This is a genomic window from Desulfosporosinus sp. SYSU MS00001 (assembly GCF_049943955.1).
In the GTDB taxonomy this organism is placed as follows: domain Bacteria; phylum Bacillota; class Desulfitobacteriia; order Desulfitobacteriales; family Desulfitobacteriaceae; genus Desulfosporosinus.
Map to the genome: position 1 here is coordinate 194,793 of NZ_JBNFTW010000001.1, position 16,157 is coordinate 210,949.

The window sequence follows — 16,157 nt, forward strand, 5'->3', positions numbered from 1 at the left end:
GAGCTATGAAAATAAGAATTCGGTTTAAATTTCCCTCCTGTCAAATAAGTAATATCCGGCAGTGATGAAGATAATTCCATACGACAATAGGAGTAAAAGCAAGTTTAGTTCTCTTAAACTATTTGTTCCACTTGTAAGCCACAGTGAGGACCAATTCAAATAAGTGGTAAAAACGTTGTTATTTAACAAGGTATTGAATAGTGACAAGGCCCTTATGCCGATAAATATAACGATTGAGCTGATTAAAGCCGTACTTCCACTTCGGAAAAACTGGGCAATAAAGGATGCAAAAATAACTAATACGAGAGCCGGGATAACGTCTATCAAGTAACCTAAGGCAACACTCATAATACTTGGTATGGTGATATTCAAACAGAATGCAGAGAATATAGAAACAAGGAAAATCATCAGGAAATTCAAAAGGACGTAAATACTGATTGCTACTAGTTTTGAGATATAAATCTTAAAACGGCTTATTGGCATCGTCAGGATTAATTTTAGAGTTCTATCTGCTATTTCGCCGGGAAATAAATCTGAGGCCGCCATAAAAACAAATAAGGGCAGAAAACTATTCGTAAAGATGGCTAAAAGCATCATGGGATAGCTGATTGAATTAATAGCAATAAATATGAGCTTGGCCTGGATGTTTGATATAAAGAGTGCTGTCACAAAGCTCAATATAGCCATGAGGAGCAGATAGACAAGGGCCTTTTTCTTTAAGAATAATTTTCTAACTTCATTTAGGACATTTGCTTTGAGGCTATCCATCAATCGTTTCCTCCTTCCTTGACCTGATCTAGATAGAAGTCCTCCAGAGAATTAAAATCCTTTTTTATGCTCTCGACGGATACGCCGCTGTTGACAAGACGTCCTTCATGAATGATGGCAACTTTGTTGCACATTAGTTCAACCTCATGAACTAAATGGCTGGAAATAAAGAAGGTCATTTTTCTTTTTTCTGCAAGTTCCTTGATTAGATTGCGCATTTGGACAGTACCTTCGATATCTAAGCCATTAGTAGGCTCGTCCAGAATTATTAACTTGGGATTTGGCAGCAAAGCTCTAGCAAGTGCTAACCTCTGTTTCATACCAAGGGAAAACTTCCCAGCCTTCTCTCGTTTGTATTTTGTCAGATTCACCAATTCCAAGATGGTATCAATATCTTCTTCCTTAGTATTTTTATGAAAACGAGATACAAATTTCAGGTTTTCATAGGCACTCATATATTCATAAACATCGGCAGTCTCGATTATCGAACCGACATTACTCATGGCACTTTCAAAGTGGGAGTTCAGGTCATAGCCTAATATTTTGACAGTTCCTTTTTGGCTTGTGTTTAATCCTGTAATTCCTTTCATGACCGTGGTTTTTCCTGCTCCATTAGGGCCTAAGAAACCAAAGATGTCGCCTGTGTCAACGTCAAAGGTGATATCGTTTACCCCTCGTCCATTCTTATAAATCTTGGTAAGTCCGGCCACTTCTAATACCTTTTCCACTTGCTTCACCCATTTTTGTTTATTAGCAGAAAATGAGCAAAACTAAAATTGCTCATTTTCTGTCATGCTTTTTTCTAATCCAAGGTGATTCGTTCAAGCTAATTTGATTCGGTTGAGTATAAAATCAGAATCAGAATCAAATTAGAACCAGAATCAGAATTCAAATCAGTTATTAGTTTTCCTCATTATGAAAACTCACGGTTTTTACTTGTTTTCCTGTTAAGTCAACTTTATCCGGAGTTGTGCTGTTGATATTGGACAGGTTCAAATCGATTTTAAATGTCAGTTGATGTTGAGTCCCTTGAGCATCTGTTCCCGAAACAACGATTGTTGCGGTTTGGTTTGTAATAATATCATTACTGTTGATATTGCCAGTTGAGTTAACACTTACAACTTTGATATCGCTTTGCAGCTGAGGGATAAGATCTTTGAAGTCTTTCATATTAGTTTTCTCACTGCTGGTGTTTTGGTAGGAACCCCTGTGATTTTCTGCCGTGAAAGCTAAAGAAGTCAAAGCGTTGACGAGAGGCGTTACATCGCTTTCACCAATGTTAATGTTGATGCTTTTTGTTCCATCTGCGTTGTCAGTTGTATTTATCTTATTTTGCATACTTCCTACCAAGGTATCAACGACAACTTCCATGCTCTTTTGAACAACTGGATTTTGGGTGTCTTTGGCAGCTTTGGAATTAAGATGACTGTCGTCCCTTTCTAAGTATTGGTCGCTGTTACTGTTTTTAGTGATTCTTTTCCCGTCCTGTTCATAACTGCTGTAGGTTTGATTTACATCACCTGATTTTAGGGTAGTTACTTCGCTCATAGCGTTAGAGCTTTCATTTCGTTTAAGATTGGAGCTTATGTTTGCCAAGCTGCTGCCATTATCAGTAATGGAAGCTGTCATATCAATGGTTTCATTCTGGAGATTTTTCGTATCGTTTAGGGCGTTTTTATAAGCTTCATAGCCTGATAATTGAGAAGCATTTGTTAACACAGCTCCAAAAAGCAGAGATCCCCCAATGGCTAAACTTGCAGCCATGGCCATAGTTTTTTTGTTCATTATGCCGCCTCCTATTAGTTAGTTTTAAAAAGCAGGGTCGAATATTTTGAGTATCACCCCCACAAAAAGTGTGCTGTTGCAGGGCAAATTTATTTTGAGTTGCCTTGCTTATCTATGATAAATTACTAACCTTTAGTTTTTCTTAGAAATTTGGTCTGGATCTAAATTTCTATAATAGAAAAGGAACCTATTTTGCTAGATTCCTTTAATAAGGTGGGCGAAGACAATGCTCATGGTCTCCGATATTTCTTAGTAAGCAGATCTCAGTACCATCTTCGTCTTTAATCCACTCGAATGTTATTATAATCCTCATAGTTATACTTGCTTCCCAAATCCTATCAGTTCCTTGCACCCGTTTAACCGCATTATGCCAAGGCTGAGTTTGCTTAATAAGCTCCGGTGTTTTTAACTGAACTTATAGATACGCTTAATGAGCTTCAGGCTATGGGCCAGAATGCGCGGGTTAATTTTCTGAGCAAGGTCTATACACAGATTGATAAAGCTGCCCCGCAGTTCTGCATATAGTTTTTTATCGCTTTGTTTGATATAGTCCCAAAGCTCGTCTGCCTTGCTGCGAAGTGTTTTGTCCTCCGCTATATAGAGATGAGTCACGGTAGTAGCTACCATCATCGAAAGATAAAAAAGCATGTATTGTCTAAGGCTTTTATAGTCGATGTCGTTATAAACATCGTAGGCTTCAATCATCATGCGTGTTACTTTGATCTGTTGATCGATTCGCTTGATCATGATCTGCGTGTTGACGGATTGGTCTGGTCGGCCAATGAAATAGTGATAGGGAGAACAATCCAGGTATATTAAGCTTTTGACATAGGGAAGAGGTAAATAGGCAACCAGGTTGTCCACGTAAAAGGTGTGTTCCGGCAGTTTTAAGCCGCACTGTCTTAATAATTCTGTGCGGTAAAACATGGAATGCATGAGCATCAATTGGTCGAAGCGAAAAGAACGCATGTTGTCCCAGGAAATAACCTTCCCTTCGGGAAAAACATTGTTGTAGCGCATCACTTTATGTTTGCCGTTATAGGAATATTCGTAAACATAATTGGTGATCAGCAGGTCCACGGAAGAATTGCTGCGTAAGAAGGAAAGCACCGACAAGTAGTCTGTAGGGTCTAACCAGTCGTCACTATCAACAACTTTGAAATATGCACCTGTGGCAACCTCTAAGCCGCGGTTGACTGCTGAACCATGGCCGCCGTTTTCTTTCTGTTCAAGACGGACAATATCAGGATAGCGATCACAGTATTCACGGGCTATGGCCGCCGTGTTGTCTGTGGAACCATCATCAACGACGATAACCTCTACTTCTGGTCCGCCTTGGACAACAGTATCCAGACAGAGATGAAGATAATCCTGTGAATTATAGGAAGGTACCACAATCGATAAACGTTTAATTTTTGTTCATCTCCACTTATTATCATTTTGTTTGTATTAGATGCTTATTACGTGTTTATTCACTTCGGATTTTTTTGGAGACTTGTACGTCTCATATTACTGAGCGTCTCTCCGTATTGCCCGCGAAGAGCAACAATGTAAAGGAAGATACCTAAGGGCAGGAGTGCCGCGTACTGGATCAGATGCAATAACAAGCTTGCTGAGAGTGCTGTCGTCTGGTCGATTCCCAAGCCCCCGAGGCCTAGAATTGTTCCATATTCGAAGAGACCGATCGCTCCCGGGGTAGCTGGTATGAAATTAATGATATTGGTCGCAGCGAAAACAGCCAGGGACATGCGAATGGATGCTCCCCAGGGAAAGCCAAAGGCTACAAGCCCGATCCATGTCGACACAAGCAGCAGAACCCAGGAAAGAATAACCCAAGCCATCATTTTGACTGTATCAAAATTTAAATATTCACCGAAATAACCGCGCAGCCGAGGAAGAAGAGCGATGAGGATACCAAAAACAATAAAGACGGCTATACAGAGAAAGGTCAGAAGCCAGAGGGCTTTGAGCAAATTTTGATCCTTGAACCCTGCAAAGGGAACCGCAGGAATCGAAACCAACATAATTGCGGCAAAATCTGCGAAAGCCGGTATGATCAAGAGCTTTGTCCGCCGCAGGGCATTGTAGCTTGCCGGGAAAAAGGCAGCCCGCAGTCCTTCGCCGACATGGAAAGGTAAAACCATGTTAGCGGCGTGACCTAAACCCACAATTTGTAAAGCGGTCATTCTGTCCATGTCCCGGTCAATGCCTCGTGTATAGGCAAGTCCGCGAATGTAGTTGGCATAGATATAAACAGCAATTGAAAAAATTGTCAGGCTCCAGCTGATATTTGAACTGAATACTTGTTCGACATGCAGATCTTTGATTGCTCCGATCGAGTAGTAAATAACAACAACAGTAATCAGCATACCTGAAATGAGCTTTAGTTTTGTAGCATTGGGCATTCATTTGCTCCCTTGATTAAAGATTCTCGTGAATTTGAAGAGGTCAGTTGAATTTATAGACTTTTCGGGCGATGTTATATAAGCCAACGGTGATTTTATTGCCGGAATTTCCGGGCAGGGTTGTCACCATTCTGAGGAACCTTATGAGGGCATGCCGGTATAGGCCATTGTCGCAACTGATCAAGAAGGACCAAAGCTCTTTTTCTTTCTTAATGTCTTCCTGTGTTCCGGAAATTCTCAGGAACACGGTGCAAATGGTCATCATGATTGCCAAATAGCCCAGCATATAGCTGGACAGCTTTTTACTGGCTATACTTCCAGGCAAACGGTGACAGCCTATCATGATGCGGGTTACTAAGAGCTGCTGATCAATTCTCTTGAGCATTACACTTTCGTTGACCGATTGATCCTGGCGGCCAATAAAGTAATGATAAAGATCCACATCAAGATAATATATAGTTTTGACGAAAGGCAGCGGTTGATATGCAACTATATTGTCCACATAAAACGTGTGTTTAGGCAGTTTAAGACCACATTCGTGCAAGAGCTGTGTTTTGTAAATTAAAGAATGCATTAAAAGGTACTTCCAGGGATGGAATCTCTTCATGTCATCCCAACCGAATATCTGCTGACGCGGGAAGACATTGTTATAGTTAATGACGTGCCTGGTCCCTTCAGCCAGTTTTTCGTAGATATAGTTACAGACCATCATGTCTGGAGCAGAGTTGTCGGTAACTAAGGTTTTGAGGGTTTGCAGAACCTTAGCCAAGCCTTGTTCGTCGATCCAGTCATCAGAGTCTACAACTTTAAAGTAAAGACCGGAGGCGTTTTTTATACCTGTATTAACCGCTTCACCATGGCCGCCGTTTTCTTGATGAATTACTCGTACAAAATCTGGGTATTGTTCGGCATAATGATCGGCAATTTTTCCGGTGTCATCGGTAGAACCGTCGTCGACAATAATAATCTCCACATCATTTCCGAAGGGAAGAAGAGTATCGATGCAGCGTTCCATATAAGAGGCTGAATTGTAACAGGGGATGGCAAATGAAATTGTTCTCAAACTAAATGCTCCGTTCTTTTGTGTTGATTTTCCCGATCTTGGGAAGTGAACTCGTTCTCGTTCAGCGAACCACTCCCACTTGTGGAAGTGGGAGTGTTAAGAATGGATGAATTGAAATTCCCTTAACCTATTATGGTATCTGCAAGTTCTAAAGCTTTAGCAGCTATTGCGTCCATATTATAGTATTTGTACTCTGCAAGTCTGCCTAAGACATGAAAATTAGGGAATTCATCAGTAAGGGTTCGATAGCGTTCGTAGAGGGTTGAATTTTCAGGATTTTGGATTGGGTAATAGGGAGTTTCGCCGTCTGCTCCCGTATATGCCCGGGGATATTCTTTGACTGTCGTTGTTCGCTCGTTCAGAACCTGCCCCGTGAGGTGTTTGAATTCAGTAATACGGGTATAGTCCTGATCAACCGGATAATTTACAGTCCCTTTGGGTTGGTACTGGGTCGTTTCATGCGTCTCGAAAACAAAATCTAACGTTCGGTAGGGCAGGCGTCCGTAGCGGCAGTCAAACAATTCATCGAGCGGTCCGGAGTAGATGACTGTTCCGTTAAAAGGATTCCCGTCAAAAAATACGTTCCCGGATTCGAGACGGAGCCGTTTGCGGGCGTCAGAATTAAGACAAAGCTCAATATTAGGATGCTCGAGCATGCCGGCAAAAAGTGAGGTATAGCTTTGGTCGGGGATACCTTGATAAGTATCCTGAAAGTAGCGGTTGTCATAAGAAATAAAAACAGGTACGCGTGCTGTAACTAAAGAATCGATTTCATCTGGAGCGAGTCCCCATTGCTTTTGGGTGTAATACAAAAACACGTTCTTGTAAATGAAATCTGCGATTTCGGCAAGTTCAGGATCATGTTGCTGTCGTAAATCCAAGATGGGTACCTTGCTGCCGAAGCCAAAAGTGTCGATCAGCTTTTGTTCAATTCTGCCTGCTTTGCTTGGCTCATAGGCTAAGTGAAGGGAATTAAGGTTAAAAGGAATAGGCATCAGTTGTCCGTGGATATCGCCTACTACCTCGTGGGAGTAATTGCGCCAAGATGTAAAGCGAGAGAGAAAATCAAAGACCCGTTTATTGTTCGTATGAAAGATGTGAGGACCATACCCATGGATGAGTATCCCGCTTTTATCCTTAAAATCATAAGTATTGCCGCCAATATGACTACGCATTTCCAGAATCAATACTTTTTTACCTGCTCGTTCCGCCAGTTCCCGCCCAATAACTGATCCTGCCATACCACAGCCGATCACGAGGCAATCATAAAGTTTTTTGTCGTTCATGTTGATTTTATCCTGCATTCTAAAGTATTTTTAATAGTGTTGTGGTCCTAGTGATGCTTATTAATTTCATATTACCATGGTCTGAAATTATTGCAATTAGTTAGGGAAAATTCTCCAATATCAATTGGGCACAAAAAGTATTATATCGACCGAAACTTAAATTCACCTTAAAGATTAATTAAATTGAAGTCAATCCAGTTAATCTAATCTAATATCGCAATCAAAATCAATCCAATCGATTCAAACAATTGAGTTGAATCCAATTCAATTTGCTTTATAACCTAGGTTATCATGGCAATATAGTCTATATAGAATAATCATTTACTTAGGTTGCTCAACAACTATTTAATCTCATTCTCTATTAATTCTATAAGGCTTTGTCCTAGATTTGTTCCTTCTGCCGGGCGATCCGGGCCACCCTTTTTGAGGTTCTTTTGATAGCGGCTGAAGGGATCTAAATCACTTTGACGATTAATGAATCGTTCGACAAACGAATAGGGGAAGATTAATTTATGATGGTTATTCGTGAGGCTTTCACAATAAAACTCAGCAGCGACGAGTCCTTGCCTGCTTAGTAAATCAACTGTCGCTAAAAAACTATTCCCGCTTACTCCCAAAGAAGGGAGATCGGATATCAAATAATAGCAATAATCATCATCCAGTAGTTTAAAGTCTTTAAGGTCAAGTTTCCTGAAGCTATGTAACTGTGCTGTCAGTGTTTGGCTGCGATTTGAATTTGCTGTATCATTGTTTTCTTTTTCCCGGGATTGTTGGAGTGTTATTTTAACTCTTAGATTCTTAAATGGAATGGGGAAACCAAGGTAAATGTTAGAATCAAGAACTTTCAAGCGCGACGAAACAGCCGCAAGGGTAATAACATTCAAGTTATTCGCAAGAAAGTCAGCATCCAATAATTCTTCAACTGTCGGCAGCTGCCCGACCTTACTGACATTTTTTAAATCTCCTAAGATCTTAATGATGAAATAAAAGATAAAACAAAGGGCCAGACTTAGACCGAGGAGCAGGATAATTTTGTCCGTGAGAGAAGGATTTCCAATTAAAAGATTTAGAACTATTGTCGTCCATATTATGATTGAAAAGGTTAAGACCATTTGAGAAAAGGTAATAATCTTTATTAAGAAGGCGTTTTTGTCCTTGATAATTTGTTCGTACAAAATGAATTTGCGAAAGACTTCCTGGCCGATAGCTTGTTTATCAAGAAATAAGTTCTTTCTATAGGGCAAGGTAAAAATGCCCCAGAGAATTTCACGGCTATACTGCACGCTGTGCTGGCTGTTCATGGATATAAAGATGGTAATCAGACCAACAACAGAAAGTATCCCTGAGTTAATTGCCAACAGCAGACCAATTGTTTCACCAGACATTAAAACCCTCCTATACTCAGTTGAAACTGATTGATGAATAAGTAGATTCAACGTCTAGTTTGCACCTGTAAACTATGTTTAATTTAATTCAAGTTTCGATGTTCAGCTTTAGCTGAATGGGTTCACTTTGCACGCGCAGAATTGTTTAAAGCTCTTCTTAAAGCTAAAAGCTTATATGAGTTAGGATGGTATCGAGCTGCGATAGGGTAACCCAAGTCGCGGCTGTTTTTATGATCATATTATAAATCGATGTGCTGCTGAGTAACCAAAAATCAGCTGATTTGCCAAACGTTCTGCATTTTGCTTGTTGTCAAGAATATTATTCTATAGAATCATTTACCTGAGAAATTATAAATGATATTATACATATAGTACAGAATATAATTTCTTCAACAAAAGGAGATCGTAATATGGCAGTTATACTTGATGATATTGACAAAGCGATCTTAAGAGAATTGCAGGAAGATGCTTCAATATCGAACCTCAGCTTATCTAAGAAAATTGGGCTTTCACCTTCAGCTTGCCTTGCAAGAACAAAGAACTTGGTAGAAACGGGTATTATCAAAAAATTCGCCACTATTGTTGATGAGAAGAAATTAGGGATGGAAGTCCTGGCCTTTGCTCTTGTTAATCTTTCACCTCTTAACAGAAAAACAATTCATTCGTTCTTAGAAGAAGTGAAAAGGTTCCCGCAAGTTCAGGAATGTTATTCACTCACTGGCAGTCACGATTATCTGCTCAAAATTGTAGCCAAAGATATGGACAGTTACAGGGATTTTATCATTGATTCCTTGATGCAGAATACAATAATCAGCCGTGTTGAGACCAGCATGGTTATGGGGATAGAAAAACGAACGGTCTATGTACCAATAGAAGAAGGTTAATGAGGTGTCGAGATTGAAAGAAGAAATTAAAGCCTTAAAAGCTGCATTTCCGCCTACTATTCCTGTATTTACAGGGTATATTTTTTTAGGTATTGCCTATGGGATCTTAATGAGTAGTAAGGGGTATGGTGTGGGTTGGACCGTTTTGATGAGTTTACTGGCATATGCAGGCTCTGCTCAATACCTGGCCGTTACGTTTCTGACATCAATTTTTAATCCGCTATTGGCCTTGTTAATGACGTTGATGATTAATGCTCGGCATTTGTTTTACGGTATTTCCATGCTGGAGAAGTACAAAGATAGCGGTAAGTTTAAACCATATCTTATCTTTGGTCTGACTGATGAGACTTTCTCTATCACTTGTTCGGCAAAGCCACCCGCAGGCGTAAACCGGAACTGGTTTTATTTCTTTATTACCCTGCTGGACCACTGCTATTGGGTGCTAGGCTCAGCTGTTGGCGGGATACTGGGTTTTATGGTTAGCTTTAATACAAAGGGTCTTGATTTTGTATTGACTGCTCTTTTTATTGTAATATTCGTGGGGCAATGGAAAACTCAGAAAGAACACAAACCAGCCATCATCGGTGTTTTGTGTTCTGTGATCTGTCTGATTGCTTTCGGGCCAAGTAATTTCATTATTCCTTCTATGCTTACTATATTGCTGGTATTGACACAATCTCGAAAGCAATACGTCGAGAAGAAGGAACTGATGGAGGGGAGGGCACAATGACCTTAACATCAATGCAAACGTTGATCATTATTTGTATGGTGACTATAGGTACCATGATCACAAGGTTTTTGCCGTTTGTAGTTTTTCGAGGTACTAAATCCAATTCATATATTAGTTATCTTGGGCAAGTCTTGCCCTATTCTGTAATTGGCTTGTTGGTCATTTATTGTCTTAAAAGCGTGAGTTTTAAAGCTCCTACATATTGGTTCCCAGAGGCTATAGCTATTATTTGTATTGTTGCGCTTCATTATTGGAAGGAAAATACACTTCTGAGCATTGGAGTAGGTACAGTTATTTACATGGTACTTGTGCAAACTATTTTCGGGTAAGTATCAAAATATCTGTGATTTAAGAGGGGCACAGTAACCTGTTTGTCAAGATTTAGACTATAACCTCTTGAAATTTCCAGCACACTTAGTCAGCATTAACTAATGCTGATTCATAGATTCTGACCCTTAAAGATTAGGAATAACAAGACTTTAGGAACTGATACTGTTATTGTAATTGGAGATAGCCTTGGTCCCATATGCTTGTTGAAGTTTTGAAGCATTTTGGGGTAAAATAACGATGTTATTAACTAATGATAAATTTATCTATTATTATTTTTCTTTAACGAAAAAAATTATAATCATGAATATAGAGGTTAGTATGGAGAGAATTGGAATTATGGGGGGAACCTTCGATCCCATCCATTATGGACATTTAGTTGCTGCAGAAATGGCGCGCAGTGAATTTAATCTGAGTAAGGTTTTATTTATCCCAACGGGGATACCGCCTCACAAAGACCGGCACGATATTTCGGCGGGGAAATCCCGCTTGGAAATGGTTGAACGCGCTATTAAAGACAATCCTGCCTTCGAATGTTCTGCCATGGAAATTGAGCGTCAGGGGCCCTCCTATACGGTAGAGACACTGCGCCATTTGAGCAAAATTTGGCCTGAGCATGAGCTGTATTTTATTACGGGAACAGATGCCCTGCGTGAGATTTTTTCTTGGCGGGAGGCTGAAGAGATTTTGACCATGATTCAATTTATTGGGGCAGCCCGCCCCGGCTTCGATGCGAAGGATTTTTTGCAGTCTGTACGACGGGACCATCCGGAAATTGTTGATAAAATTCATTATTTGGAAGTCCCGGCTCTGGCGATTTCTTCTACGGATATTAGAATGCGGGTAAAACAGCAAAAACCTATTCGCTATTTACTGCCTGAAGGGGTACGTTTGTTTATTGAGCAAAAAAATCTCTATCGGTGAACTTGTCATTACATACTCTGCTGGGATTTGACCATACTAAAAATGAATCAATATCAAAGAGGTGAGTATTATAATGACAACTCTATACGTCGGAAATCTCCCGTGGAATACTACAGCGGATGAACTCGGGGAATTCTTCTCTACCTATGGCCATGTGGAAAGCAGCCGAATTATTACTGATCGTGAGACAGGCCGCTCCAGAGGATTTGGATTTATTGAGGTTGGCGAAGAGGACGCTGAACGTATGACACAGGAGTTAAATGGCAAAGATTTTGGCGGAAGACCTCTAACGGTGAATGAAGCTAAACCGAAACAAATGTAATATCCCGCGGACTGGAAGGGAGGCCCTCTGACATGCTTGTGGGGGTCTCCCTTCTAAAATGACTAAATAAATTTCAACTGCTTCCTGTACCCCTTGTTGAGCAATCATATGTACATTAATGTTTTAAGTCACAGATCACGGACAATACTAAAATTAAGGTTAATTTATAAAAAATTTTGCAGTCTATGGCCTAAATTGATAGAATGTAAGATAATGCAAAAGAGATAGATAATTGGCGTTTAAGGGGGAGCGGGAACGTGGAGCTGCAAGTTGAAGAGGTAATGAGTCTTGCCAAGCATATGATTTCAGAGTCAAGGTTCAAGCATACTTTGGGCGTTGCTGATCATGCTGAAATGTTAGCCAAACGCCACGGGGTCGATCCTGTGAAAGCACGCTGTGCGGGGTTAGCTCATGATTTGGCAAAGGAACTTCCGGCAAAGGTACAGGTGGGTTTAGCACGCTATTGGAATCTGCTGGAATACCCCGAAGATGAGAAGTATCCTTATGTTTTGCACGGCCGTCTTTCGGCCTATTGGCTGGAACATTATTTTAAGGTTGAGGATAAAGACTTGTTGGCGGCAATTGCCAGTCATACTTTAGGGAGACCAGGAATGTCCCCCTTAGAGATGCTGATTTACAGCGCTGATCTAACAGAACCAGGCCGAACTTTTCCGGAAGTGGACAAGTTGCGTCAATCCCTGTATGATGATTTAGAAAAGGGTACGTTTGACTGTGTTGAAGGCACTTTACTATATTTAAAGGAAAGCAACCATCCAATTCATCCTTTAACGCAACTAACCTATGATGATTTGAAAAGGAGGATATCTATTGGAACTTGATCAAAATAAACTTACCGAAGTTATTCATCTGGCCGAAGATAAAAAGGGTGGTGATCTTACCCTTCTCAACCTAAAGGGGATTTCTATGGTTACAGATTATTGTCTGATTGTGACGGGAAATTCATCAATCCAGGTGAAAGCGATCACGAATCACTTGGAGGAAAAATTGCCAGAGATCGGAATTCCAGTAATGCACGTTGAAGGATTGCCTGATGCTAAGTGGGTTTTGATGGATTGCGGCGGAGATTTGGTCATACATATCATGACTCCGGAACAACGTGAATTTTACCAGCTTGAGCGCCTTTGGAAGGATGCTCAGGAGGTTTCTTTCGTTAGTTTGGTTTAAGGGTTTTTAAAAAAGTAATTTATTGTTAAGGAAAAACGACTTCTATAATTAAAAGCTGTGATAGGGAATAGTACTCGAAACCCTTCCTCAGAGAAGCGGCGGTTGGTGAAAGCCGTTGAAGGGGATTGTTGGAACTCGTCCTGGAGCTGTGTTCAGGTAATAATGAACATCGGTGAGAACCGTTACAATCTTTGAGTGCATTTAGGAATTTGGGTGGTATCACGGGAGCAGGCCTCTCGTCCCTTGGGACGGGGGGATTTTTGCTATAAGCCGTAATAATAAGGGGGAAGGTTTTAGTGCAAGAGAAATATTCGTTTACAGAAATTGAACCAAAGTGGCAGAAAAAATGGCTGGAAGAAAAGGCTTATAAGACAGAAGAATCTTCGGACAAGCCAAAGTATTATGCTTTAGCCATGTTCCCTTATCCCTCCGGGGATTTGCATATGGGTCATGTAAGAAACTATTCTATTGCCGATGTTATCGCCCGTTTTAAACGGATGCAGGGTTTTAATGTTCTTCATCCCATTGGCTGGGACTCTTTTGGTTTGCCTGCAGAAAATGCTGCCATTAAGCACCAGACTCCGCCGGCAGATTGGACTTGGAAAAACATTGCCAATATGCAGAGACAGCTTAAGGGAATGGGTCTTTCCTACGATTGGGATCGGGAAGTAGCAACTTGCCATCCTGGATATTATAAGTGGACACAGTGGATGTTTTTGGAGTTTTATAAGCATGGCTTGGTGTATAAGAAAAAGGCTGCGGTTAATTGGTGTCCTTCCTGCACCACGGTTTTAGCAAATGAGCAGGTTGTCGACGGGGCCTGTGAGCGGTGTGATACGCCTGTGACGAAGAAAAACCTCGAACAGTGGTTTTTCAAAATTACGGATTATGCTGAGACTCTGCTGCGGGATTTGGATGATCTGCCCGGCTGGCCTGAGAAGGTTAAAACCATGCAGCGCAATTGGATTGGGCGTTCGGAAGGTGTCGAGGTTCAATTTGCTTTAGATGGGCGATCAGAGAAATTTTCGGTTTATACAACTCGTGTTGATACATTGTTCGGAGTAAGTTATGTTGTTCTAGCGCCTGAACATCCCCTGGTTCTGGAATTAGTAAAGGGAACGAAGTATGAGGCTGACGTTTTGGCCTTCATCAATAAAATGAACGGGCTGAATGAAATCGCTCGGACTTCGACAGAAGCTGAAAAAGAAGGCTTGTTTATCGGGGCTTATTGCCTTAATCCCTTAAGCGGTGAGAAACTGCCGATTTGGATTGCCAATTATGTTCTTGTGGAATACGGCACCGGTGCGGTTATGGGAGTTCCTGCCCACGATGAACGGGACTTTGAGTTTGCCACGAAGTATCAATTACCTATTAAAACGGTCATTGTGTCTAACGATAGTGAGCCTGGTGAGAAGGACAACCCCCTTACAGCTGCTTATACGGACGATGGTATTCTGGTTAATTCCGGTTCTTTTGACGGTCTAAGCAGTGACGAGGGCTGGGATAAGATTGCTGATGAAGTAGAGCATCGTGGTGTTGGCCAGCGCAAGGTCAATTTCCGCTTGCGTGACTGGCTCATATCCCGTCAGCGGTATTGGGGTGCACCGATTCCGATGGTATATTGTGAAGCTTGCGGTACTGTTCCTGTCCCGGAAGAGCAGCTGCCGGTAATGCTCCCTGAAGATGTGGTGTTTAAAACGGGAGAGAATCCTTTGGCGACTTCGAAGTCCTTTACGGAAACGACATGTCCGAAGTGCGGCGGTCCTGCGCACCGTGAAACAGATACCATGGATACCTTTGCTTGTTCCTCCTGGTATTTCCTCAGATATACCGATCCTCGAAATACTGAGGCACCTTTTACTAAGGATGCTGTGGATCAGTGGATGAATGTTGACCAGTATGTGGGCGGGGTTGAACATGCTATTCTTCACCTTTTATACGCACGCTTCTTTACCAAAGGCCTGCGGGATTTTGGTTATCTGAAGGCTAATGAACCCTTCCAGAACTTACTGACTCAAGGCATGGTTTGTATGGACGGTTCGAAAATGTCCAAATCGAAGGGGAATATCGTCAGCCCCGAGGTCATTATCGGGAAATATGGCGCTGATACTGCGAGATTATTTATCCTTTTCGCCGCTCCGCCGGAAAGAGATCTGGAATGGAGCGATCAGGGGGTTGAAGGGTGCTATCGCTTCCTCAATCGGATTTGGCGCTTAGTTGCTCAATATGAGTCTATTATTAAGGAGACGAGAAAGGTTCCTTCTTCTAAGGCTGATTTGGAAAAAGAGTGGGCTAATCTGGATTCGGCAGGCAAAGAGATGAGACGGCAAACTCACTTGGCGATCCAGAGAGTGACAGTGGATGTTGGCACGCGCTATAACTTTAATACTGCCATCAGTACGATTATGGAGTGGGTCAACGCTCTCTATCTCTATAAGGAGCAGCCAACGGCCAATGCTTTAGTCGGCAGAGAGGCTATTGAAGGAATTCTTCTTCTTCTAGCTCCTTTTGCGCCGCATATTACGGAGGAACTCTGGCAAGGCATTGGGCATACGAACAGTATTCATGAACAGCCATGGCCTGAGGTGGATGAAAAAGCCCTTGTTCAGGATGAAGTGACGGTTGTTCTGCAGGTCAATGGGAAGGTTCGGGATCGGATTCAGGTTCCCGCCGAGATTTCGGCTGAGGAGTTGGAAGAGATCGTTGTTTCTCAGCCGAAAGTGGTTGAATGGACCCAGGGGAAAACTGTTGTTAAGGTGATTACGGTGCCTGGGAAATTGGTGAATTTGGTGGTTAAATAGGGGGACTTGTGTCAGGCCTCGCTCGGTGCATACGACGCAGAGCAAACTAGCCGTTCAAGCGACTTGCTTTGGGGAGCGGGGTTCCCACCATAAGCGCCATCCATGGCGCTATGGCGGCGGCGCACGTCCTGTGCGCCGCCCCGTGTCTGGGGTCAAGTCGCTTTCACGGAGTTTGCTGACTGCTTACGTAAAGACCTCGCGCTGCCTGACACTGCGTCCCTGGCTAAAGGGTCGGGGAACGGTGCGGGTAAGTCTTATAAGGTGTGGTTTTGGGAGACGGCACATAAATGTG

At 41.9% G+C, this 16,157-nt stretch carries 17 protein-coding genes and 1 other annotated feature; of the genes, 9 read left to right on the top strand and 8 right to left on the bottom strand.

Annotated features, from left to right (window positions below; translation table 11 throughout):
- Positions 1-24 precede the first annotated feature (24 nt).
- The 8 genes from ACPUYX_RS00900 to ACPUYX_RS00935 all read right to left on the bottom strand — a co-directional run bounded on the left by ACPUYX_RS00900 (position 25) and on the right by ACPUYX_RS00935 (position 8,692).
- Positions 25-768, bottom strand: a complete 744-nt coding sequence (locus ACPUYX_RS00900) for an ABC transporter permease (protein ID WP_426377871.1) — start codon at positions 766-768, stop codon at positions 25-27.
- Positions 768-1,496: an ABC transporter ATP-binding protein gene (locus ACPUYX_RS00905; protein ID WP_426377872.1), complete on the bottom strand. Its 729-nt coding sequence runs from the start codon at positions 1,494-1,496 to the stop codon at positions 768-770. Before ACPUYX_RS00905 ends, ACPUYX_RS00900 begins: the two co-directional genes overlap by 1 nt.
- A gap of 172 nt (positions 1,497-1,668) precedes the next feature.
- On the bottom strand, positions 1,669-2,553 hold the full coding sequence (locus ACPUYX_RS00910; RefSeq protein ID WP_426377873.1) for a hypothetical protein: 885 nt from the start codon (positions 2,551-2,553) through the stop codon (positions 1,669-1,671).
- Positions 2,554-2,958: 405 nt separating this feature from the next.
- Positions 2,959-3,948, bottom strand: coding sequence for a glycosyltransferase family 2 protein (locus ACPUYX_RS00915; protein WP_426377874.1), 990 nt, complete (start codon positions 3,946-3,948; stop codon positions 2,959-2,961).
- 77 nt (positions 3,949-4,025) lie between these two features.
- On the bottom strand, positions 4,026-4,958 hold the full coding sequence (locus ACPUYX_RS00920; protein ID WP_426377875.1) for a lysylphosphatidylglycerol synthase domain-containing protein: 933 nt from the start codon (positions 4,956-4,958) through the stop codon (positions 4,026-4,028).
- 43 nt (positions 4,959-5,001) lie between these two features.
- Complete coding sequence (locus ACPUYX_RS00925) at positions 5,002-6,021, bottom strand: glycosyltransferase family 2 protein (protein ID WP_426377876.1); 1,020 nt, start codon at positions 6,019-6,021, stop codon at positions 5,002-5,004.
- Positions 6,022-6,143: 122 nt separating this feature from the next.
- A complete protein-coding gene (gene glf / locus ACPUYX_RS00930; protein WP_426377877.1) occupies positions 6,144-7,307 on the bottom strand; it encodes a UDP-galactopyranose mutase in 1,164 nt (387 codons plus the stop codon).
- Positions 7,308-7,648: 341 nt separating this feature from the next.
- Positions 7,649-8,692, bottom strand: coding sequence for a hypothetical protein (locus ACPUYX_RS00935; protein WP_426377878.1), 1,044 nt, complete (start codon positions 8,690-8,692; stop codon positions 7,649-7,651).
- A 410-nt stretch (positions 8,693-9,102) separates the two neighbouring features.
- Here ACPUYX_RS00935 and ACPUYX_RS00940 point away from each other — a divergent pair, with 410 nt between their 5' ends.
- From ACPUYX_RS00940 to ACPUYX_RS00980, 9 genes are all read left to right on the top strand, one after another.
- On the top strand, positions 9,103-9,576 hold the full coding sequence (locus ACPUYX_RS00940; protein WP_047809947.1) for an Lrp/AsnC family transcriptional regulator: 474 nt from the start codon (positions 9,103-9,105) through the stop codon (positions 9,574-9,576).
- Positions 9,577-9,589: 13 nt separating this feature from the next.
- A complete protein-coding gene (locus tag ACPUYX_RS00945; protein ID WP_426377879.1) occupies positions 9,590-10,306 on the top strand; it encodes an AzlC family ABC transporter permease in 717 nt (238 codons plus the stop codon).
- A complete protein-coding gene (locus ACPUYX_RS00950) occupies positions 10,303-10,635 on the top strand; it encodes a branched-chain amino acid transporter permease (RefSeq protein ID WP_088188496.1) in 333 nt (110 codons plus the stop codon). Before ACPUYX_RS00945 ends, ACPUYX_RS00950 begins: the two co-directional genes overlap by 4 nt.
- Positions 10,636-10,936: 301 nt before the next feature.
- A complete protein-coding gene (gene nadD / locus ACPUYX_RS00955) occupies positions 10,937-11,557 on the top strand; it encodes a nicotinate-nucleotide adenylyltransferase (protein WP_426378296.1) in 621 nt (206 codons plus the stop codon).
- A gap of 73 nt (positions 11,558-11,630) precedes the next feature.
- Positions 11,631-11,879 carry an RNA-binding protein gene (locus tag ACPUYX_RS00960; protein WP_348982318.1) on the top strand — a complete coding sequence of 83 codons (249 nt, stop codon included), beginning with the start codon at positions 11,631-11,633 and terminating at the stop codon, positions 11,877-11,879.
- A gap of 257 nt (positions 11,880-12,136) precedes the next feature.
- Entirely contained in the window at positions 12,137-12,718 is a 582-nt protein-coding gene (yqeK, locus tag ACPUYX_RS00965) for a bis(5'-nucleosyl)-tetraphosphatase (symmetrical) YqeK (RefSeq protein ID WP_426377880.1), read from the top strand.
- Positions 12,708-13,064, top strand: a complete 357-nt coding sequence (gene rsfS, locus ACPUYX_RS00970) for a ribosome silencing factor (protein WP_426377881.1) — start codon at positions 12,708-12,710, stop codon at positions 13,062-13,064. Before yqeK ends, rsfS begins: the two co-directional genes overlap by 11 nt.
- Positions 13,065-13,112: 48 nt before the next feature.
- Positions 13,113-13,311 (top strand) — a binding site (T-box leader).
- Positions 13,312-13,360: 49 nt separating this feature from the next.
- Positions 13,361-15,865, top strand: a complete 2,505-nt coding sequence (leuS, locus tag ACPUYX_RS00975; protein WP_426377882.1) for a leucine--tRNA ligase — start codon at positions 13,361-13,363, stop codon at positions 15,863-15,865.
- 25 nt (positions 15,866-15,890) lie between these two features.
- A partial coding sequence (locus tag ACPUYX_RS00980; protein WP_426377883.1) for a hypothetical protein occupies positions 15,891-16,157 on the top strand: 267 nt, incomplete at its 3' end.